This window comes from Bradyrhizobium sp. B097 (genome assembly GCF_038957035.1).
GTDB lineage: Bacteria > Pseudomonadota > Alphaproteobacteria > Rhizobiales > Xanthobacteraceae > Bradyrhizobium.
On sequence record NZ_CP152412.1, the window covers coordinates 5,651,741 to 5,673,819 of the forward strand.

Here is a 22,079-nt window from a genome sequence, read left to right on the forward strand (position 1 = left end):
GTTACACTCATCAACGTTTCTCCAGTCCCTTGCCGACGTCAGCCGCCGCCGCTGTCGTCGGGGTGTCGGCCCCGGACCCGCCGTCGCAGCCTGCACTCGCGTCGTCGTCCAAATCCTGCTTCCTGACCGAGTACTGCTTGACCTCGCTACCGGTATAGATCGCGACCGTCGTGCTCTGGCCGGCAACTGCACTTTGGCGCGCCAGCTCCGGCGACACATCGCAGCTGGACGTGGCACCTGTGTCGGTCTTGTCCCACTGCTCGGCCGCAGCGCGGATGACGAGCGACAGCGTTCCGAGCTGCTTTGCAACGGCAACCTTCTTGACCTGGCTCGGCTTGAGCTCCAGCGAGACGGTTTGCGCCGTTTTGCCCGGGACAGCATTGGTGATTGGACGCCCGCCTTGCGCAATCTCCTGGTCGATCGCGATCACGCGCACATTGGATAGAACGGTCTCGCTGACGGCTCGTTTCACCGGAGCCGACTTCTCGAACACCTGGGTGAGCACCACGTCGACATTGTCACCCGGCCTGATCAGACCGGACACACCGGTCTCCTCGTCGACCTTGATGCTGATGGCGCGGCTGTCGGGCGCCAGGACGCTGGCAAGGAAGCCGCGATCCTTCGGACGCAGGATGTCGTCCAGAGTAATGACGCTGCCGGCGTCGACGAACTTGCGAACCAGCGAACCGGGAAGGCCGGCCTTGGAGTCAGGCGTTTCGAGGATCGCCCCCGCGGGGACACGATTCGGTGCCGTCTGGCGCACGGCGAAATCCTCGTCCCGCGCCAACGTCCCTTTCGACAACGAACGTGTCGTCACAAAGTAGCCGACCGTCGCAGCCGCAGGTGCAGGCTTTTCTTCGACCGCCTGCGCAACAACAGGGTCTTTCGGCAGGTTCAGGCTATAGGCGATGAGCCCGAGCGCCGTAGCCGCAAGGAGCAGCACCATGATGATCGAGACGCGGAGAGCGGACGACATGTCAAATTCCTTTGCTCAAAATGGCCCAGATACCGCCGCATGCGATGGCGACCCCGTAGGGCAGCGGTGCATGTCGCAAATGACGCCAGCGCTCGACCGCGTAGACCCGGCGCATCAACGACGATCCGGCGGGCGCCAGCTTCGGTTGTGGCAGACGGCGCAGCATCAGATGCACTGCGGCCAGAACGCCGCCGGCCAGTGCAGTTGCCGTCAACAGTTCAATCACGCCGGTCAGCGGCAGACCGATCGCCAGGGCAACCAGCAACTTGACGTCACCCCCGCCGATCGCTCCCCGCAGATAGATCACGAAAAGCGCCAGGAACAGGATTGCGGCAACGATCAGCGACTGGCCGATCTGCATCGGACTGGCCAATTGGCCGACGATCCCAAGGAGCGCCAGCGCCAGACAAATTTCGTTTCGGATCAACCGTGTCGCGATATCGATCGTTGCGACATACAACAACAATGCGATTTCCAGACACGAGGTCGTGGACGCAATCCAATTCATGAAATAAACGCCTCAGAAAAAAGGCGGGGGGCAAAAATAATGTCCCCCTCCGGAGCGCTGTCCTCTGGACTTATGCGCTAACCGCGTTGGCAACCGCGGTGCCGATCGAAGTGATCGAGGTGAGCAGTACGCTGCCGATGCCACTGGCGGTACCCGTACCGAACGCCGCGGAAACGGCGGCGACGATACAGGCGGCGACGATCACGTACTCGAACGACACAACGCCGTCCTTGTCCGTGCGCAGACGCTCAAATCCTTCGGTGATCTTGATGTAAGACTGCAACATAGGAGAAAGCCTCCTTAAGGCTTGCGCACATCGCAATTCGGTTGACCGCTGTTGACAGGAGCAATCTGCCAACAGCATTCAACATCCGGAGTTAAGCGGAGACTGCGGTGGCGACCTTGCCGGCGATCGTGGTGATCGAGGCGCTCAGAACCGAGCCGATGCCGCTGGCGGTACCCGTACCGAACGCGGCCGAGACGGCGGCGACGATGCAAGCGGCGACGATCACGTATTCAAACGACACAACGCCGGCCGCATCCGTGCGCAGACGCTTGAAGGCTTCGGTGGTCTGGATGTACAGCTTCAACATAGGAAAATATCCCTTGTATGAGTAAATTTACGCAATATGTTGGCGGGGGGCAAAATCCAGTGCCAACTAGGATTTTCTTATAATGCGTTGCGAGAAATCTGTCGATTGGTAATCGTTTATTAACCCTACTGGCGTAGTCGCTGACGCCTCTCCGCGGGAGCGACGCTTCGATGACAATGCACGAAATACCTTAAATTATAGGGTTTTCGGCATTTCTCGACATTTCATTCTAGCCGCTCCGTGCGAATACGGTGGCGGCATCCAAAGGGTGCACCGGACAAGTTGTCGCGCGAACGACGCCTGGAGTGACGGCCTCACATTCCGGTTCCACAAGGCTCCCGCCGACCATCATGCGTAGGCCGGACCGCTCGTCTCAGTAACAGGTCCCGGAATCCCCTCCGAGGCGGCCGCAGCTCTCCGGGTTGGATTGTCGCCACTGCGTGACCGCCGCCGGCGGCTTGCTCGCGTCGGCCGGCGTGGCCGGCAGCCTGCTGCGCTCTTCGTCGAGAAGCTGCGAATGCAACTTCTGGATCTGGACGTTTCGCTCGAGCAGGGACATGGCTCGCGCTTGAACCTGCTCTGCCAACGTTTTGCGCAGGGCATTCTCCCGATCGAGCAGCTCAGGAAACGGCAACAGCGGCCGGACGAGCTCGGTTGCCTTGATCACGCACGACGCCCGTGCCACCGCTTGCGCGATCTGATCAGGAAAGGCGTTCCGGCATTCCGCGAGTGCGCCGCTCAGGTTGACCGTTACCGCGGCCGGTGCCGTTTCCGCCACCGGTGCCGTTTCCGGTGCCGGTGCCGGTACCGTGGTCGTCTCCGTCGCTGGCTCTGTTGCGGTCTCCGTTGCCGGTCCCGCCTCCTTTTCGATGGCCCGGCGAGCGGCCCCACAACAGGACAGCAGGATGCAGAGCGAGAGGGCAACCAGGCATCTCGCGCGCCTTGGCCAATCCTCCCTGGCTCGCTGCTTGATCCGGCGCCCGATTGTTGTGTCGGTCACGGCAAGCCCCCATCGCGCGCCCCACCTGCCCTCTGCTGATACGAACATCGCATCAAGCAGCGGGTCGATCGCGACGGTTCGCTATTGATAAGGGCGAGAGACTTGTTGCGATGGCGCAATCGACGCACCGCCGCGCATCCGCGCCCGCCAGCACCAACAAACTGCCTGCGCAATGCGGGGACGCAAAGCCGTCCTTTCCCCTCCGGCGAAACTGGTATCGGCGAAAACCTGTATCTGCAAAAAAGTGGTATCTCGAAATATCGCATCGGCACGAAATGCGCCGGTACACCCGATTGATTTTAGATGTAGTTTTGTTGGTGACGCAATAGTCGCCGCCTCTCACGCAGCGGCGCGGCAACTTGTCGGCACCGCAGGCCGCGCTGCACCATTGCCTTATCAACAGGCGCACCATCATCATGGCACCCGCCGGTGTCGAAAATTCTGCTTCATCCCCGCCGAGTCCTTGCTCTAGGATCAGACATTTCAATTTGAGCGTCCAGCATGCGCTCGAGATATTTGCAGAACCAAAACGTACAGCGACTGATCCGGCGTCATGGGGCTTCAGATGACCGATCGCATTGCACTTTTCATCGACGGTGCGAATCTGCACACCACGGTCAAGAGCCTCGGCTTTGAAGTCGATTTCCGGCGATTGCTCTCGGAGTTCGGCAAGCATGGGCAAATCGTCCGCGCCTATTTCTACACGGTCGTGAGGGACGACGACGAGTTCAGCAGCCTTCGGCCACTGGTGGATTGGCTCGATTACAACGGATATGCCGTGAGGAGAAAGGCCGCCAAGCAACACGACGACGGCGACGGACGGCGGCGAATGAAGCGCAGCATCGGCATCGAGCTCGCGGTCGATGCAATGGAAATCGCGCACCGCATCGACCACGCGTTCGTGTTCTCTGGCGATGGCGACTTGCGAGCCGTTGTCGAAGCCGTCAGGCGGATGGGCGTGCGTGTCACCGTCGTTTCCAGCATTCGAACGAAGCCTCCGATGATCGCCGACGAGCTTCGCAGGCACGCCGATGCCTTCGTTGAACTCGAGAGCCTCAGGCCATCGATCGAGCGTCCAGCGCATCCGATAGCGCCGGAGTGACGTTGCGGGCGCCTTCCGACGTCGCGGCCGGAGATCGGCTGGAGACGCGCGCGGCTCGGCCGACCACATCCGTACATCACCGAGTTGCGCTGGCCACGCAGGGACATCAGTATGATCCCAACCAACGCAACTGCAGAGGGAAAGCCAATGTGGAGGTCGGTCGGCTGCGTCTTGTTGTTGCTGGCGACGACGAGCGCAGCGATAGCTGAACCTTCAAGGTTCACCTGTGACACGCCACGAGGCAAACGGGTTGAGGTTGGCCCCTCCGGCAAAGGCGGTGACGTCCAGTGGATCGATGACGATCTGGACACGGTCCGGCCATCCGTCGTGATCGATGGCGAGACCTTCTCGGTCACCTGGGGCACGTCAGTCGCGACGGAAGGCAAGGCGGCCAAGCTCACCACCTATGTCTTTGCGGCCGCGCACCGTACGGCTGCGTCGATTTTTGCGACCCGCATCGACGAGTCCACGGCCGAGATATTCCGGTTCTATTTTGCCAGCAAGTCGCTCTACAAGCTGACGAGCCACCTGGGAGGCCCCGCGCCCGACGCCAAGGCCCCGCCCTTCGTTGCAACCTACCTGGCGACCTGCCGTGAGCAGGAGGGCGCGGCCGGCCGTTAAGACAGACTTAACTGACCTTTTCTGTTCCGGCCGCCGGTGTTGCTGACCGGTACCAGCCCAAATGGTCACTGGACCGCCGCTAAATCGTTGGATTTTAATAAAAATCAAAATATTTCCGGGCAACCGACGCCGCATCTCTCCACCCCACTTAGACCGGCGGTGTGGCTGAAATGTCATAGGTTACGGAACCGTCCGCTGTTAGCTTTCGGTAGATTCTACGTAATAATTTTTGTGTGTTGGGGGCGGGGATTATGAAATCGGCATACACGGTCATCGCGTGCCTCTGCCTGGCGGCAACGCCAGCATGTGCCGAGGTTTTTTCTATTAACGATGCCTTGCGCCAGGCAATGCAGACCAACCCGGGCGTGGGCGAAGCTTCCGCGAATCGGCGGGCGACGGAAAGCGAGCTGAGGCAAACTCAGAGCACGCTGCTGCCGCAGGTGCGCGTTGACGCCAGCTACGGGCCGGAAAAATTCGATCAATCGCCCAACTTCATCAGCCCGTCCCTGCAGGCACCGACTGTGGGTTCAGGGCCGTGGCGCAATGGCAGCCAGGAATCGGTCGTGGTGCGCCAGCTGCTCTGGGACGGCTTCTCGTCGATCTATGACGTCTGGCGCCAGACCGCGCGCGTGAATGCCGCCGCCTCGCGCGTCAAGGAACGAACCGAGTTACTGGCCCTCGACGCCGCCGAAGGCTACATGGACGTCGTGCGTTACATACGGCTGGTTAGCCTTGCCCAGCAAAACGTCGCCAACCACGAAAAGATCTTTTCAAACGTGAACTCCCGCTTCTCGGGTGGCCGGGCCGGCGAAGGCGACCTGGAGCAAGCTCGGGAGCGCGTCGAAGCCGCCCGTGCGGCGCTCGCCGAATTCCAGCGCAGCCTCGATGACGCCAGGGCGAAGTACCGCAAGACGGTTGGCCTTGAGCCAATCAACGTTCGCTTCCCCGCCCCTCTCGCAGGACTGCCGAACAGCCGCGACGAAGCGCTGGCGACCACCCTGCGGTTCAATTCGACGATTGCGGCGGCCCAGTCCGACGCCGATGCCGCCAAGCATGCGTTCAAGGCCACGGACGGAACGTTCGGCCCGAAATTCTACCTCGAGGGACGGGCAACACACTACGACAACTCCTTCCCTTACGTGGCGGCACCCGGAACTCCCGCCGTTACGCATGAGGACTACAGCGGCAAGGTGGTGATGTCGTGGGACATCTTCCGTGGCGGTCAGGATGCCTGGAATCGGTCGGAGAAGGCCGAGCGCTATACCGAAGCCACCATGCGTCACGCGCGCTTGCAGCGCGACGCCTATGAATCGATCGACAAGGCGTGGAATGCCCGTACGATTACGGCCACGCGCATCGCAGCTCTGACGCGCCAGCTCGAGGCCGACCGGAAGACCATCGCGGCCTTCCAGAAGGAATACGAGCTCGGTCAACGTTCGCTGATCGATCTCTTGAACGCGCAGAACCAGTTCTTCAACGCGTCGGTCTCGCTCACCTCGGCACGTAGCGTCGTCGTTTTTGCCGACTATCAACTGCTGGCCGCGATGGGGACCTTGATCGAGTATCTGAAGGCTCCGCCGCCGGTCGACGCAGCGCCCACCGACATGCTTTCGATTGGCCTGCCACGCTACTCGTTCCCTACCCTCCGCGTGAACCTGCCGCAAACCGGCCCCGAACCGCTGCATGTCGCCGTCCCGGCTCCCGCCGCCTCAGTCCGCCCAGCCAAGGGCTACAAGGAGGGCTATGCGGCAGCTCAGGCCAAGGATGTCGGTTTTGCCGATCGCTTCACCGGCTCGACCACGACCGCCGCCGTGCCCGGCTCCGCGGAATGGATGCAGCAGCAAAAGAGCGCTACGGACGGCCCGAATGTCATCTACGCGGATCCGTCGGTCACGGCGAATGCGAGTTCCTATGCGTCGACAAAGCCCCACTGGCTGCTGTCGGCCTTTCCGAGTGGTTCCGCTCGATAGAGCCGCCAACCACGATCAGGACTTCAGAAAGGGCCCCAAACGGGGCCCTTTCGATTCCGTATTAATACTTAAAGCAAGTTTCGCTGATTTTGTTCGCCATTTGTTGTAGCCTGCACGAAATCATCGCATGCGATTTCTGCATTTCCATTTTGGTTGTCGAGGTTTCAGTTGTTGTTTCGAACCCCCAGCGCGGCGGCTGACGCCGTCCGCCCCCCGTCGGATGACCCAACTTCAAAGCCTGCCGCGACAAGTCGGCCGCGCGCACTCGGCGACGATCCCCTCACCGCAACGTTGACGTATCTCGCGGCTTATCACGGCCGCGCCGTCAGCCGCGAAGCGCTGCTCGGCGGACTTCCGATCACGGACGGACGCCTGTCCGTTTCGCTCTATGACCGTGCAGCCAGACGCGCGGGTCTGGAGACCGAGGCCGTCAAGCGCGACATTTCGGACATCCCCGCGCTGGTCTTGCCGGCCGTTCTCATCATGAAGGACGGCTCCGCGCTCATCCTTCTCGGCGTGGACCCGGCGAACAAGGCCATCAAGTTCGTTGATCCGGCGACGCCGAACGCTCCGCGCGTCGCTGAAGTTGCCTCGATCGCAGCGGACTATACCGGCTACGCATTCCTGGTGAGAAGCGCCGCGCAGGCCAATGCGCGCGCCGTCGCCGCAGGAGACATTCCCAAGAACCACTGGTTCTGGTCGGTGGTGAAGACGCACTGGCGCAGTTACGGACACATCGCGATCGCCGCCTTTCTGACCAACATCCTCGCGCTGGCGACGCCGCTGTTCACGATGAGCGTCTATGACCGCGTCATCCCCAACGGAGCGATCCCCTCCCTGATCGCACTCTCGATCGGCATGGGACTCGGCATCGTCTTCGATTTCATCTTCCGCATGGTCCGCAGCCGCATGATCGACGTGACCGGCAAGACCATCGACGTCGTGCTCGCCGCCAACATCTTCGAGCATGTGATGTCTGTGAAGTTGGCGCAGCGGCCGACCTCGGTCGGCATCATCGCCAATCAGCTCCGGGACTTCGACTCGGTGCGCGAATTCTTCACGTCCGGAAGCGTGGTTTCGGCGACGGACCTGCTGTTTGCCATCCTGTTTGTCGGCGTGCTGTTCATCATCGCCGGGCCGCTGGCCTGGATCCCGCTGATCATGCTCCCACTCGTGATGCTGATCGGCTTCCTGCTGCAGCGCCCGCTCGATCGCGCGATGAAGCGCCTGCAGGCCGAATCCGCGGCCCGGCACGGCGTGCTGGTCGAATCACTGTCCAGTCTGGAAACCGTCCGCGCGACCGGCGCCGAGGCCCGCATGCAGACCTTGTGGGAACGCTCGGTCGCGGCGACCGCCCGCTCGGGTGAGGACGTTCACTTCTGGTCGTCGATGTCGCTGACGAGCGCGAGCACGGCCCAGCAGATCACGAGCCTGCTCCTTGTCATCGTCGGCATTTTCCTGATCCTCGACGGCAAGCTGAGCGTCGGCGCGCTGGTCGCCGCAAACATGCTCGCCGGCCGCATTCTGGCGCCGATCGCCGGCATCGCCTCCGTGATCACCAAGGGAACGCAGACGCTAACGTCCCTCAAGGCAATCGACCGCATCATGTCGATCGAGCGCGAGCGATCGCCGACCCGGTCCTATGTCGCAAGACGGATCGACGACGGCAAGGTCGCCTTCGAGAACGTCTCGTTCGCCTACCCGAACGCGCCGGGCAACGCGCTCGAAAAGGTCAGCTTCAAGATCGAAGGCGGAGAAAGGGTCGGCATCATCGGCAGGGTTGGATCCGGCAAGACCACGGTCGGGCGGTTGCTGCTCGGGTTCTACGAGCCGAAGGAAGGCCGCATCCTGGTCGACGGCGTCGATTCGCGCCAATACGATCCTTCGGATCTGCGCGCCGGCATCGGCTTTGCGATGCAGGACACCGACCTGTTCTACGGCAAGCTGCGCGACAACATCGCCCTCGGCAAGCCGGAGGCGACCGACGAGGAAATCCTGCTTGCCGCGCGGCTCTCCGGCGTCGAGAGCTTCATCGCCGGCCACCCGATGGGATATGACATGCCCATCTCGGAAGGCGGCCGCAGCCTGTCGGGCGGCCAGAAGCAGGCGATCGGGCTCGCCCGCGTCCTGATCCGCAAGCCGCGCGTGCTCTTCCTCGATGAGCCGACCGCGCACTTCGATATTCGCAGCGAGCAGGAGTTCCTCGAGCGGCTCAAGGGATTCCGTGACGAGCGGATGACCATCATCATTTCGACCCATCGTCTGTCATTGCTGAACATGGTCGATCGCCTGCTGCTGTTCGACAACGGCCGCCTGGTTGCCGACGGCCCGCGCGACAAGGTGCTCGCCCTTCTGCAAGGAAAGCCCGCGTCCACGGCTCCGGCGCCCGAGAATACGATCCAGCCGAAATCTGCATAACGAGAAAATATTATGGCGTCTTCCGATTTTGCGTTTGCAAATGATATCCGGTCCGCGGCGCTGCTGCGCACGCCCCGCACCTCTCGCATGCTGCTGTGGACGTCCTGCGCGCTGCTCGCGACGTTCGTGACCTGGGCGCATTTTGCCGTGCTCGACGAAGTCAAGCGCGGCAGCGGGCGCGTCGTGCCGTCGCGGCAGATGCAGGTGGTGCAATCGCTCGAAGGTGGAATCGTCGGCGACATCCTGGTGCGGGAAGGCGACATCGTTCAGCAGGGCCAGTCCCTGATGCGCATCGAAGACACGAAGTTCGCCTCCGAGTTCGGCGAAATCCGCGAGCGCCGCGCGGCGGCGGCGGCGCGGGTGGCCCGCCTCGAGGCCGAGGCGCGCGGACGAAGCGAGATCAGCTTTCCGGATGAAGTCGACAAGGTGGTTCCCGCCGCCGTCGCGACCGAGGCCAGCGTGTTCAAGATGCGGGCCCAGAAGGTCGCGCAGGACATCGACGTCCTCAATCAGCAGGTCACTCGCCTCACCGGCTCCCTCAAGCTCCTGGAACGCGAGCAGACCCTGACCCGCAAGCTCTATGAGCAGAAGGTCGTGCCCGAGATCGAGATGCTGCGGCTCGACCGGCAGGCTACCGACATGAAGGGACAGCTGGCGGAGGCGCAATCGAAGATCGCGAACATCACTGCGTCATTCCGCTCGCAGGCCGACGAGGATCTCGCCAAATCGCGCGGCGACCTCGCCGTCCTCGACGAGAACATCAAGTCCGCCCAGGACCGGGTGCGCCGCACCGACCTGAAGGCGCCGGTCCACGGCATCGTCAACAAACTGAACGTCAGCACCATCGGCGCCGTCGTGGCGCCCGGCGCCAACCTCATGGATATCGTGCCTCTGGACGACACGCTGCTGGTCGAAGGCCGGATTCGTCCCCAGGACATCGCCTTTATCCGTCCCAACCAGGACGCGGTGGTGAAGATCAGCGCCTATGATTCCTCGGTCTACGGATCGCTCAAGGGCAAGGTCGAACGCATCAGCGCCGATACGATCGTCGACGACAAGGCGGAAAGGACCGAACGTCAGGAGACCTTCTATCGGGTCATGGTGCGCACCGATAAGAACCATCTCGGCAGCGAGCAGCATCCGCTGCCGATCATTCCGGGAATGGTGACCACGGTTGAAGTCCTGACCGGCGAGAAGTCCGTGCTGGACTACATCGTGAAGCCCGCTCGGCTGCTGCGTGACGAGGCCCTGCGCGAACGCTGATCGGGGCCCCGGAGTGCGTGGTTAACCGATCATGACCTGCGGTCGTTCAATTTCGAACGAACCGGCAAACCCTGGATTGACCGCCTTCACGACAATCCAGGAGCAGCCCCCTCCACTTAACTCCGCTTAAGCGGCCGAGGCGCCAGTCTGCGTCCCGATAACAGCGGGGACGCAGATCGACGCACAGACGTTGACGGTCCCCGACATTGGGGACGTCATTATGAAGTCGCTGAAGATTGCCTCGTCGGCGGTCATGGCCGTGGCCGCATTTTCAATAAGTCTTTGCGCAGCGTCATCCGCATTTGCCGCGGACGCGCTTTCTCTCGGCAATCCCGCCGGCGAGCCCGCGCCGGCCTCGGATGCCGCATCGAACCGCCCGCCTGCCACCTTCTTCACCATCACCGACGTGCTGGCCAAGCTCGACCGGCAGCGCGGCCGTGGTCCGAACGCCATTCGTACCGCCGCGCTCACGCCGCTGAATACGGCGACCGACGCACTTCCCGCGGCCAAGCCGCTGCCGCCCGTTGGCGCCGAGCCGTTCGGCTTGTTTACCTTCCGCGCACCGGAGAACGGCATGTGGCGCAAATGGCGCGGCCTCGAATCCGATCTCGCAAGAGAGCAGACCGTCCTCGAGCATTGCCGGGAGAACGCCGCCAGCTGCCCGGCCAATGCCGCGCAATTCCTGCGCCTGATCAACGCGGTCAAATCCAGATCCGGACGCGACCGGCTGGATGAGGCCAACCGCGCCGTCAACCAGGCGATCCGCTATGTCAGCGACTTCGCCCAGCACGGCGAAGCCGACCGCTGGACCGCCCCGCTCGCCACCTTTGCCACCGGCAAGGGCGATTGCGAGGACTACGCGGTCGCGAAATACATTGCGCTCAGCGAAGCCGGCTTCCCGCGCGAAGATCTGCGCCTGGTGCTCGGCCGCGATCGCGCCATCCGCCAGGATCATGCCGTGCTGGCGGCTCGGCTGGATGGTGGCCATTGGCTGATCCTGGACAGCCGCCGCTCCGAACTGATCGACGACCGCGAACTCGACAACTTCACGCCGATGTTTGCGATCAATGAGCACGGCGTCCAGCTGTTTGCCGCCCCCTACGCCAAGCGGCTTCCGCTGGGCGACGAGCTCGACGCGGCACCGGCGGCTGCCAATGCGGCGGACGCCGAATGGACCGGCGTGGAAGACCTCAGCAGCAGTGGCGCCCAGTTGCCTGGACTACCCCTGCTGCTGTGACCCGTAATCTGCTCCTCGGCCTAGGCGACGTGGATGGCGCCAGCGACTGTTGCGGCGGGAATACCAGTCGACATGTGCGCGAGTTGGACCTGATCCGCCCCGTTTCCGGCCGCTGAGTACCACAGATTATGATTGGTGGTGTCGTAGTAGAACTTGTCTCCGCTGCTGCTTTCCTGCCAGGCCACGCCCCCATTCGTGGGTGCTCCAGCTCCGGAATTGAACTGGGTCGCAGCATTGATGAGCGCCGCGTTGCTGATCGTGAGATTCTGGCTGGCCACGTCGACCACAATTGAGTCGGTGCCCGCCACGCCGAAGTCCATCGTGACCGCAGCTGCGCCGACCTTGCCTTGCAGGACATAGGTGTCGTCGCCGCCATTGCCGTTCAGGATATCGACGCCGGCGCGGCTGGCAATCAGGATGTCGTTGCCTGCGCCTCCATTCAGCACATCCGTGCCACCGGTGCTATTCGCGCCGCCGTCGAGGATACTTCCGGTGCTCGCCGCAGTGAGTGTATCGGCGAACGACGAACCGAAGACATTTTCAAATCCACTGATGCTGTCACCGGCGGCGTATCCTCCACTTGCCGTTGAAGTCGTCAGGTTGACAGTCACACCCGCAGTCGAATTGCTGTAGTCGACCGTGTCGCCACCGCCAGCTCCCCCGACAAGTACGTCGGCGTGCGAGCTCGCGACCAGGACCTCTGCGGCAGCCGTGCCGGTCAGATTGTACCCGCCCGCGCCGTTGGCCGTGCCTACCAGCGAGACCGAGAGATCGGTGGCGCTGTGGGCCGTGTCGCCATCGCCGTCAGTGATGGTCGGGGCAAATGTCAGGGTCGTGCTGCCGATCTGCTCAGCTCCGCTGATGCTGGTGACGAGCAGTTTATTGTCGGCGCTCGTGAAGTCGTGGAAGCTACCATTGTAGAACTGGATCGAGCCGCCGACGTTTTCGACGTCGATCCGTCCGAATGCGGCAAAATTGCCGATGCTGTCGACGGCGCCATTGGCGGTCCCCCAATGCGCTGCATCCACGACAATGGACGTACCGTCGGTCTGCTGGACAAGTTCCGAAGCGATAACGGCGCCGGAATCGTCCCTGATGGTGATTAGGAACGCCTCGAGCGATCCGTTGCTTTTGCCGATACCGATCGTAACCGAGCTCTGGTCGCCGACCCGCGCCGAATCTCCAGCGATGTTGTTGAACTGGAAGAAGACCGTCTCGCCCGTGTCGAGGTTGCCGTTGTTCACACCGAGGCCGCCACCTCCGCCGTTATTGATATAGACCTTGTTGCCGACGTCCGGATTTCCGCCACCGATCGCGCTGGTGTATCCGTCGATCAGGATACTGTTGCCAGCAAGGCTGTCATTGCCGCCGTGAGGCGTGAACACGCCATTGGTAATGGTCGCATAGTCGCTATTGCCAGGCGGAAGCGTCGTGAAATTGAACGGCGCGAACGTCTGCAGAGCGTTCGATACGAGGTGGAAATCATACGTGCCATTCGCCGCCATCGAGAGCGTGAAGAACTCATTATTGCCGAGCGCGGCCTGCGCATCCGCCTGGTTCGAATAGGCGAACATTTCCGACGTATGACTGGATGAGTCGTAATGGACGTACTCGTAGAACGTGTAGCTGGTAGTCGCACTCGTGACTTTGACTGCGAAAACCTCGTCGCCCGCCGCGTTGTGGGTGCCCGTGTCCGTCACGGTGTAGGTCTCGCCGGCGGGCGCGGTCCCCATCGTAATCCCGATCGCCGTGGTCGCATTGAGTCCGTCTGCACCAAACCAAGGCTGCCAAGTGCCATGGGCGTCTGTGTTGTTCACGCTCGGCATGATGGCGTTTTGGATGCCGTTGATTAACGGCACATCGTCGATCACCGTGATCGCCAGCGACGTCGCCGCCGACGCGGTCACCGTGTCGCCGTCGGTGTCGGTTGCCTGGATCATCGAACCGAAGTTAATCGCCAGCGTGTTCTCCACCGCCGTACCCACCGGCGGCGCGGCGTGGTCGAGATGCGCGTCGAGCGTAAACGTGTAGGCACCGGTGGTCTCGTTCAGCGTCAGCGTGAACACCGTGGTGCCGCCCGCCGTCGCGGTCAGCGTCTCGACGCCGGCCACAATCGTCACCGCATAGGTCAGCGCCACGCCGCCCGAGGTCAGGCCCTGCGCCGTCAGGCTGGCCGTGCTGGCCGCAAACGAGTAGTGCACCGGCGCGTCCGCACCGGCGAAGAACAGCGCCGACACGCTGCCGCTCGCCGCAGCCGGCGCGGCAGCAACCTCACCCGGCGCCAGCGCGCCAGGCAGCGAGTCCTCGTCGACCGTGCCGCTCAGCACCGTCGCCGTCGCAACCGGGATGTCGTCGATCACAGTGATCGCCAGCGACGTCGCCGCCGAGGCCGCAACCGTGTCGCCGTCGGAATCGGTCGCCCGGATCATCGAACCGAAGTTGATCGCCAGCATGTTCTCAACCGCGGTGCCGGCAGGCGGCGCCGCATGGTCGAGATGGGCGTCCAGCGTGAACGTATAGGCACCCGTGGTCTCGTTCAGCGTCAGCGTGAACACCGTGGTGCCGCCCGCCGTCGCCGTCAGCGTCTCGACGCCACCCGCGATGGTCACCGCATAGGTCAGCGCCACGCCGCCCGAAGTCAGGCCCTGCGCCGTCAGGCTGGCCGTGCTGGTCGCAAACGAGTAGTGCAGCGGGGTATCGGCCCCGGCAAAGAACAGCGTCGACACGCTGCCGCTCGCCGCAGCCGGCGCGGCCGCAACCTCACCCGGCGCCAGCGCGCCAGGCAGCGAGTCTTCATCCACCGTGCCGGTCAGCACCGTCGCCGTCGCAACCGGGATGTCGTCGATCACGGTGATCGCCAGCGACGATGCCGCCGAGGCCGCAACCGTATCGCCGTCCGAGTCGGTCGCCTGGATCATCGAACCGAAGTCGATCGCCAGCGTGTTCTCAACCGCGGTGCCGACCGGCGGCGCCGCATGGTCGAGATGGGCATCCAGCGTGAAGGTATAGGCACCGGTGGTCTCGTTCAGCGTCAGCGTGAACACCGTGGTGCCGCCTGCCGTCGCGGTCAGCGTCTCGACGCCGCCGGCAATCGTCACCGCATAGGTCAGCGCCACGCCGCCGGACGTCAGGCCCTGCGCCGTCAGGCTGGCCGTGCTGGTCGCAAACGAGTAGTGCAGCGGGGTATCGGCCCCGGCAAAGAACAGCGTCGACACGCTGCCGCTCGCCGCAGCCGGCGCAGCCGCCACCTCACCCGGCGCCAGCGCGCCAGGCAGCGAGTCCTCGTCCACCGTGCCGGTCAGCACCGTCGCCGTCGCAACCGGGATGTCGTCGATCACGGTGATCGCCAGCGACGATGCCGCCGAGGCCGCAACCGTGTCGCCGTCCGAGTCGGTCGCCTGGATCATCGAACCGAAGTTGATCGCCAGCGTGTTCTCCACCGCGGTGCCGGCCGGCGGCGCAGCGTGGTCGAGATGAGCATCGAGCGTAAACGTATAGGCACCGGTGGTCTCGTTCAGCGTCAGCGTGAACACCGTGGTGCCGCCCGCCGTCGCGGTCAGCGTCTCGACACCGGCGACAATCGTTACCGCATAGGTCAGCGCGACGCCGCCCGAGGTCAGGCCCTGCGCCGTCAGGCTGGCCGTGCTGGTCGCAAACGAGTAGTGCAGCGGGGTATCCGCACCGGCGAAGAACAGCGTGGACACATTGCCGTTCGCCGCAGCCGGCGCAGCCGCCACCTCACCCGGCGCCAGCGCGCCAGGCAGCGAGTCTTCGTCCACGGTGCCGCTCAGCACCGTCGCCGTCGCAACCGGGATGTCGTCGATCACAGTGATCGCCAGCGAAGATGCCGCCGAGGCCGCAACCGTGTCGCCGTCGGAGTCGGTCGCCAGGATCATCGAACCGAAGTTGATCGCCAGCGTGTTCTCCACCGCGGTGCCGGCCGGCGGCGCAGCATGGTCGAGATGGGCATCGAGCGTGAAGGTATAGGCGCCGGTGGTCTCGTTCAGCGTCAGCGTGAACACCGTGGTGCCGCCCGCCGTTGCCGTCAGCGTCTCGACACCGCCGGCAATCGTTACCGCATAGGTCAGCGCGACGCCGCCCGAGGTCAGGCCCTGCGCCGTCAGGCTGGCCGTGCTGGTCGCAAACGAGTAGTGCAGCGGGGTATCCGCCCCGGCGAAGAACAGCGTGGACACATTGCCGTTCGCCGCAGCCGGCGCAGCCGCCACCTCACCCGGCGCCAGCGCGCCAGGCAGCGAGTCTTCGTCCACGGTGCCGCTCAGCACCGTCGCCGTCGCAACCGGGATGTCGTCGATCACAGTGATCGCCAGCGAAGATGCCGCCGAGGCCGCAACCGTGTCGCCGTCGGAGTCGGTCGCCAGGATCATCGAACCGAAGTTGATCGCCAGCGTGTTCTCCACCGCGGTGCCGGCCGGCGGCGCAGCGTGGTCGAGATGAGCATCGAGCGTAAACGTATAGGCACCGGTGGTCTCGTTCAGCGTCAGCGTGAACACCGTGGTGCCGCCCGCCGTCGCGGTCAGCGTCTCGACACCGCCGGCAATCGTTACCGCATAGGTCAGCGCGACGCCGCCCGAGGTCAGGCCCTGCGCCGTCAGGCTGGCCGTGCTGGTCGCAAACGAGTAGTGCAGCGGGGTATCCGCCCCGGCGAAGAACAGCGTGGACACATTGCCGTTCGCCGCAGCCGGCGCAGCCGCCACCTCACCCGGCGCCAGCGCGCCAGGCAGCGAGTCTTCGTCCACGGTGCCGCTCAGCACCGTCGCCGTCGCAACCGGGATGTCGTCGATCACAGTGATCGCCAGCGAAGATGCCGCCGAGGCCGCAACCGTGTCGCCGTCGGAGTCGGTCGCCAGGATCATCGAACCGAAGTTGATCGCCAGCGTGTTCTCCACCGCGGTGCCGGCCGGCGGCGCAGCATGGTCGAGATGAGCATCGAGCGTGAAGGTATAGGCGCCGGTGGTCTCGTTCAGCGTCAGCGTGAACACCGTGGTGCCGCCCGCCGTCGCGGTCAGCGTCTCGACACCGCCGGCAATGGTTACCGCATAGGTCAGCGCCACGCCGCCGGAGCTCAGGCCCTGCGCCGTCAGGCTCGAAGTATCCGAGGAGAACGAGTAGTGCAGCGGGGTATCCGCCCCGGCGAAGAACAGCGTGGACACGTTGCCGTTCGCCGCAGCCGGCGCGGCAGCAACTTCACCCGGCGCCAGCGCGCCGGGCAGCGAGTCTTCATCGACCGTGCCGCTCAGCACCGTCGCCGTCACAACCGGGATGTCGTCGATCACCGTGATCGCCAGCGATGTCGCCGCCGATGCCGTCACGGTGTCGCCGTCGGAGTCCGTCGCCTGGATCACTGCGCCGAAGTCGATCGCCAGCGTGTTCTCCACCGCGGTGCCGACAGGCGGCGCCGCGTGGTCGAGGTGGGCATCCAGCGTGAAGGTGTACGCGCCGGTGGTCTCGTTCAGCGTCAGCGTGAACACCGTGGTGCCGCCCGCCGTTGCCGTCAGCGTCTCGACGCCGGCGACAATGGTCACCGCATAGGTCAGCGCCACGCCGCCCGAGGTCAGGCCCTGCGCCGTCAGGCTCGAAGTATCCGAGGAGAAGGAGTAGTGCAGCGGGGTGTCCGCACCGGCAAAGAACAGCGCCGACACGTTGCCGTTCGCCGAAGCCGGCGCGGCAGCAACTTCACCCGGCGCCAGCGCGCCGGGCAGCGAGTCTTCATCGACCGTGCCGCTCAGCACCGTCGCCGTCGCAACCGGGATGTCGTCGATGACCGTGATCGCCAGCGAAGATGCCGCCGAGGCAGCAACCGTGTCGCCATCGGAGTCCGTCGCCTGGATCACCGCACCGAAGTCGATCGCCAGCGTGTTCTCCACCGCGGTGCCGACCGGCGGCGCCGCGTGGTCGAGGTGGGCATCCAGCGTGAAGGTGTACGCGCCGGTGGTCTCGTTCAGCGTCAGCGTGAACACCGTGGTGCCGCCCGCCGTTGCCGTCAGCGTCTCGACGCCGGCGACAATGGTCACCGCATAGGTCAGCGCCACGCCGCCCGAGGTCAGGCCCTGCGCCGTCAGGCTCGAAGTATCCGAGGAGAAGGAGTAGTGCAGCGGGGTGTCCGCACCGGCAAAGAACAGCGCCGACACGTTGCCGTTCGCCGAAGCCGGCGCGGCAGCAACTTCACCCGGCGCCAGCGCGCCGGGCAGCGAGTCTTCATCGACCGTGCCGCTCAGCACCGTCGCCGTCGCAACCGGGATGTCGTCGATCACCGTGATCGCCAGCGACGTCGCCGCCGAGGCGGTCACCGTGTCGCCGTCGGAGTCCGTCGCCTGGATCACTGCGCCGAAGTCGATCGCCAGCGTGTTCTCCACCGCGGTGCCGGCCGGCGGCGCCGCGTGGTCGAGATGGGCATCGAGCGTGAAGGTATAGGCGCCGGTGGTCTCGTTCAGCGTCAGCGTGAACACCGTGGTGCCGCCCGCCGTTGCCGTCAGCGTCTCGACGCCGGCGACAATGGTCACCGCATAGGTCAGCGCCACGCCGCCCGAGCTCAGGCCCTGCGCCGTCAAGCTCGAAGTATCCGAGGAGAACGAGTAGTGCAGCGGGGTATCCGCACCGGCGAAGAACAGCGCCGACACGTTGCCGTTCGCCGCAGCCGGCGCGGCTGCAACCTCACCCGGCGCAAGCGCGCCAGGCAACGAGTCTTCGTCGACCGTGCCGCTCAGCACCGTCGCCGTCGCAACCGGGATGTCGTCGATCACCGTGATCGCCAGCGAAGATGCCGCCGAGGCAGCAACCGTGTCGCCATCGGAGTCCGTCGCCTGGATCACCGCACCGAAGTCGATCGCCAGCGTGTTCTCCACCGCGGTGCCGGCCGGCGGCGCCGCATGGTCGAGGTGGGCATCCAGCGTGAAGGTGTACGCGCCGGTGGTCTCGTTCAGCGTCAGCGTGAACACCGTGGTGCCGCCCGCCGTTGCCGTCAGCGTCTCGACGCCGGCGACAATGGTCACCGCATAGGTCAGCGCGACGCCGCCGGAGCTCAGGCCCTGCGCCGTCAGGCTCGAAGTATCCGAGGAGAAGGAGTAGTGCAGCGGGGTGTCCGCGCCGGCGAAGAACAGTGCCGACACGTTGCCGTTCGCCGAAGCCGGCGCAGCCGCAACCTCACCCGGCGCAAGCGCGCCAGGCAACGAGTCTTCGTCGACCGTGCCGCTCAGCACCGTCGCCGTCGCAACCGGGATGTCGTCGATCACGGTGATCGCCAGCGACGTCGCCGCCGAGGCCGCAACCGTGTCGCCGTCCGAGTCGGTCGCCAGGATCATCGAACCGAAGTCGATCGCCAGCGTGTTCTCCACCGCCGTGCCGGCCGGCGGCGCCGCATGGTCAAGATGGGCATCCAGCGTAAACGTATAGGCACCGGTGGTCTCGTTCAGCGTCAGCGTGAACACCGTGGTGCCGCCCGCCGTCGCCGTCAGCGTCTCGACGCCGGCGACAATGGTCACCGCATAGGTCAGCGCCACGCCGCCGGAGCTCAGGCCCTGCGCCGTCAGGCTCGAAGTATCCGAGGAGAAGGAGTAGTGCAGCGGGGTGTCCGCGCCGGCAAAGAACAGCGCCGACACGTTGCCGTTCGCCGAAGCCGGCGCGGCAGCAACCTCACCCGGCGCCAGTGCGCCAGGCAACGAGTCTTCGTCGACCGTGCCGCTCAGCACCGTCGCCGTCGCAACCGGGATGTCGTCGATGACCGTGATCGCCAGCGAAGATGCCGCCGAGGCAGCAACCGTGTCGCCATCGGAGTCCGTCGCCTGGATCACCGCACCGAAGTCGATCGCCAGCGTGTTCTCCACCGCGGTGCCGACCGGCGGCGCCGCGTGGTCGAGGTGGGCATCCAGCGTGAAGGTGTACGCGCCGGTGGTCTCGTTCAGCGTCAGCGTGAACACCGTGGTGCCGCCCGCCGTTGCCGTCAGCGTCTCGACGCCGGCGACAATGGTCACCGCATAGGTCAGCGCCACGCCGCCGGAGCTCAGGCCCTGCGCCGTCAGGCTCGAAGTATCCGAGGAGAAGGAGTAGTGCAGCGGGGTGTCCGCGCCGGCAAAGAACAGCGCCGACACGTTGCCGTTCGCCGAAGCCGGCGCGGCAGCAACCTCACCCGGCGCCAGTGCGCCAGGCAGCGAGTCCTCGTCCACCGTGCCGCTCAGTGCCTTCCCTATCGCGACCGGGATGTCGTCGATCACAGTGATCGCCAGCGAAGATGCCGCCGAGGCCGCAACCGTGTCGCCGTCGGAGTCCGTCGCCAGGATCATCGAGCCGAAGTTGATCGCCAGCGTGTTCTCCACCGCGGTGCCGGCAGGCGGCGCCGCATGGTCGAGGTGGGCATCCAGCGTGAAGGTATAGGCACCCGTGGTCTCGTTCAGCGTCAGCGTGAACACCGTGGTGCCGCCCGCCGTCGCCGTCAGCGTCTCGACGCCACCGGCGATCGTCACCGCATAGGTCAGCGCAACGCCGCCCGAGCTCAGGCCCTGGGCCGTCAGGCTGGCCGTGCTGGTCGCAAACGAGTAGTGCAGCGGGGTGTCCGCCCCGGCAAAGAACAGTGCCGACACGTTGCCGATCGCCGAAGCCGGCGCGGCCGCAACCTCACCCGGCGCCAGCGCGCCAGGCAGCGAGTCTTCGTCGACCGTGCCGCTCAGCACCGTCGCCGTCGCAACCGGGATGTCGTCGATCACCGTGATCGCCAGCGATCCGGTCGCCACGACGCTATCGCCATCGGCATCCGTCGCCCTGATCACCGAGCCAAGCCCGATCAGAAGATTGTTCTCGCCACTTGCGGCGGGATGGTCGAGATGCACATCGAGCGTGAAGGTGTAGGCACCGGTGGTCTCGTTCAGCGTCAGCGTGAACACCGTGGTGGCGCCCGCCGTCGCCGTCAGCGTCTCCGTGCCACTGCCGACGCCGCTCACCGCATAGCTCAGCGCAACACCGCCGGACGACAGATTCTCCGCCGTGAGACTGGCAAGGCTCGCGGTGAAGGAGAAGCTCAGCGGCGCATCTGCACCCGATACGAACAGCGCCGACACGTTGCCGCTCGCCGTCGCCGGTGCACCGGCGACCTCACCCGGCGCAAGCGCGCCGGGAAGGGAATCTTCGTCGACCGTCCCGACCAGACTCGCATTGATCGCGAGCGGACCATCATCAAGAATCGTCAGATGCGAACCGACATCGGTGGACGCGGTTGCGGACTGGCCGAAATTGTCTGTCACCGTCGCGGTCAGCGTGACCAGGCCGGACGCCAGCGAAATGCCTTCATTGAAGTCGCCGGGTGTTCCCTCATGAACCGCGCGCAGATCCGTCAGCGTCACGTGACCCGTGGCATCAACCGCGACTGTGAAGACGAGATCGCCACCGACGGCCGTGCGTCCTTCGACAACGCCGGCCGCGTTGACCGTCAGCAGCACGTGCTGCCCGGTCCCGGAATCGATCAGACCGGAATCGGCATGCGGTGAACTGATGGACAGCGCATAGGTCAGCGATTGCTCGCCGCCCGGCACAATGACGTTAAACGACACCTGCACAGACGCAACCGTTACCCCTGCCGGACCCTGTCCCGAGCCGGCCACGCCGTGGTTGGTCGCAGCAGTCAGGAAGCTCTCGTCGACGATCAGCTGCGGTACGAGACCGCCGGAAATGGTGGGTGCGGGCGGCGTTGCCTGCGGAAGAACGGTGCCAGTCGGCCCCGTGTCGATGATATTCGGCAGTTCTTCCGGCGGGGCCAAGACGTTGGTGGGCACCGGATCCAGCGGATCAACCGCGAACGGATTGAAGTTCGCACCGCTCGCCTGCGCGTTGCCGTTCGAGTTGCCGCCATTGTCGGCTGCCGGCAACACGGAGGAGTCCGTGCTGATCGGAAACAGGCTTGCAAACTCTTGCACCGAGACGTCGCGGCCAGGCGCCATCTCGATGGTGACGTTGTTCTGCCCATCCGCGCGGGAGTCGAAGAACGGCTCAACCGTGACGGTCGACTGGTTGTCGAACAGGATGATCAGCTTTTCGCCGATATGAACCAGCGTGATCTTTTCATTCGCGATCGACGAGAAGTCGACCTTCGCTTTCTGGTCGTATCCAAGATTGACGACCACTGCCTGATCGGTCAGTGGCTTCGTCAGCTTGTAAATTCGTACGGGAGCCGAATTGGTGGAATTGCCGGTGCCGGTAGCCTGAGCAACCTGAAACGAACCCTGCATTATCAACTCCGCAAAATGCGATTAGAGGAAAAGTTGTAGAAAAATTTAGCTTTAGGCTATTGTTAACCCTCCCTCCGGTCAAGAAATGTATTTGGTTAATCAATGCTTTCCCTGCGAGTGTGGTAAAGATCGAACAGGTCAAAGCTGAAAGAACAACGG

12 protein-coding genes are annotated in these 22,079 nt (G+C 64.3%); 6 read left to right on the forward strand and 6 right to left on the reverse strand.

The features are described 5' to 3' along the window. Nucleotides 1–10: 10 nt before the first annotated feature. The 5 genes from cpaB to AAFG07_RS26580 form a co-directional block, all read right to left on the reverse strand. Complete coding sequence (gene cpaB, locus AAFG07_RS26560; RefSeq protein ID WP_342722787.1) at nt 11–976, reverse strand: Flp pilus assembly protein CpaB; 966 nt, start codon at nt 974–976, stop codon at nt 11–13. Nucleotide 977: 1 nt separating this feature from the next. Further along, on the reverse strand, nt 978–1,484 hold the full coding sequence (locus AAFG07_RS26565) for an A24 family peptidase (protein WP_342722788.1): 507 nt from the start codon (nt 1,482–1,484) through the stop codon (nt 978–980). Between the two features lie 70 nt (nt 1,485–1,554). Continuing rightward, nucleotides 1,555–1,770, reverse strand: a complete 216-nt coding sequence (locus AAFG07_RS26570; RefSeq protein WP_342722789.1) for a hypothetical protein — start codon at nt 1,768–1,770, stop codon at nt 1,555–1,557. 91 nt (nt 1,771–1,861) lie between these two features. Next, entirely contained in the window at nt 1,862–2,077 is a 216-nt protein-coding gene (locus tag AAFG07_RS26575) for a hypothetical protein (RefSeq protein WP_342722790.1), read from the reverse strand. Between the two features lie 373 nt (nt 2,078–2,450). After that, nucleotides 2,451–3,077 carry a hypothetical protein gene (locus AAFG07_RS26580; RefSeq protein ID WP_342722791.1) on the reverse strand — a complete coding sequence of 209 codons (627 nt, stop codon included), beginning with the start codon at nt 3,075–3,077 and terminating at the stop codon, nt 2,451–2,453. A gap of 565 nt (nt 3,078–3,642) precedes the next feature. On the opposite strand from AAFG07_RS26580, the gene AAFG07_RS26585 reads away from it, so the two are divergent. From AAFG07_RS26585 to AAFG07_RS26610, 6 genes are all read left to right on the forward strand, one after another. Further along, nucleotides 3,643–4,179 carry an NYN domain-containing protein gene (locus tag AAFG07_RS26585; RefSeq protein ID WP_342722793.1) on the forward strand — a complete coding sequence of 179 codons (537 nt, stop codon included), beginning with the start codon at nt 3,643–3,645 and terminating at the stop codon, nt 4,177–4,179. Nucleotides 4,180–4,290: 111 nt separating this feature from the next. After that, nucleotides 4,291–4,800: a hypothetical protein gene (locus tag AAFG07_RS26590; RefSeq protein ID WP_342722794.1), complete on the forward strand. Its 510-nt coding sequence runs from the start codon at nt 4,291–4,293 to the stop codon at nt 4,798–4,800. A 251-nt stretch (nt 4,801–5,051) separates the two neighbouring features. Continuing rightward, the gene (locus AAFG07_RS26595) at nt 5,052–6,770 is read left to right on the forward strand and encodes a TolC family outer membrane protein (RefSeq protein WP_342722795.1); all 1,719 of its coding nucleotides are present in this window, start codon (nt 5,052–5,054) and stop codon (nt 6,768–6,770) included. A gap of 291 nt (nt 6,771–7,061) precedes the next feature. Beyond that, complete coding sequence (locus AAFG07_RS26600; RefSeq protein WP_342722797.1) at nt 7,062–9,188, forward strand: type I secretion system permease/ATPase; 2,127 nt, start codon at nt 7,062–7,064, stop codon at nt 9,186–9,188. 12 nt (nt 9,189–9,200) lie between these two features. Continuing rightward, nucleotides 9,201–10,451, forward strand: coding sequence for an HlyD family type I secretion periplasmic adaptor subunit (locus AAFG07_RS26605; RefSeq protein ID WP_342722798.1), 1,251 nt, complete (start codon nt 9,201–9,203; stop codon nt 10,449–10,451). 220 nt (nt 10,452–10,671) lie between these two features. Beyond that, nucleotides 10,672–11,688, forward strand: coding sequence for a transglutaminase-like cysteine peptidase (locus tag AAFG07_RS26610; RefSeq protein WP_342722799.1), 1,017 nt, complete (start codon nt 10,672–10,674; stop codon nt 11,686–11,688). A gap of 20 nt (nt 11,689–11,708) precedes the next feature. Here AAFG07_RS26610 and AAFG07_RS26615 read toward each other — a convergent pair whose 3' ends face one another. Then, a complete protein-coding gene (locus AAFG07_RS26615) occupies nt 11,709–21,920 on the reverse strand; it encodes a DUF5801 repeats-in-toxin domain-containing protein (protein ID WP_342722800.1) in 10,212 nt (3,403 codons plus the stop codon). Nucleotides 21,921–22,079: the final 159 nt, after the last annotated feature.

Excerpts from the sequence above, each read along its gene's own strand:
- cpaB (WP_342722787.1), bottom strand. The coding sequence starts at position 976 with ATGTCGTCCGCTCTCCGCGTCTCGATCATCATGGTGCTGCTCCTTGCG.
- AAFG07_RS26585 (WP_342722793.1), top strand. The coding sequence starts at position 3,643 with ATGACCGATCGCATTGCACTTTTCATCGACGGTGCGAATCTGCACACC.
- AAFG07_RS26610 (WP_342722799.1), top strand. The coding sequence starts at position 10,672 with ATGAAGTCGCTGAAGATTGCCTCGTCGGCGGTCATGGCCGTGGCCGCA.
- AAFG07_RS26615 (WP_342722800.1), bottom strand. The coding sequence starts at position 21,920 with ATGCAGGGTTCGTTTCAGGTTGCTCAGGCTACCGGCACCGGCAATTCC.
- AAFG07_RS26575 (WP_342722790.1), bottom strand. The coding sequence starts at position 2,077 with ATGTTGAAGCTGTACATCCAGACCACCGAAGCCTTCAAGCGTCTGCGC.
- AAFG07_RS26565 (WP_342722788.1), bottom strand. The coding sequence starts at position 1,484 with ATGAATTGGATTGCGTCCACGACCTCGTGTCTGGAAATCGCATTGTTG.
- AAFG07_RS26570 (WP_342722789.1), bottom strand. The coding sequence starts at position 1,770 with ATGTTGCAGTCTTACATCAAGATCACCGAAGGATTTGAGCGTCTGCGC.
- AAFG07_RS26595 (WP_342722795.1), top strand. The coding sequence starts at position 5,052 with ATGAAATCGGCATACACGGTCATCGCGTGCCTCTGCCTGGCGGCAACG.
- AAFG07_RS26605 (WP_342722798.1), top strand. The coding sequence starts at position 9,201 with ATGGCGTCTTCCGATTTTGCGTTTGCAAATGATATCCGGTCCGCGGCG.
- AAFG07_RS26590 (WP_342722794.1), top strand. The coding sequence starts at position 4,291 with ATGATCCCAACCAACGCAACTGCAGAGGGAAAGCCAATGTGGAGGTCG.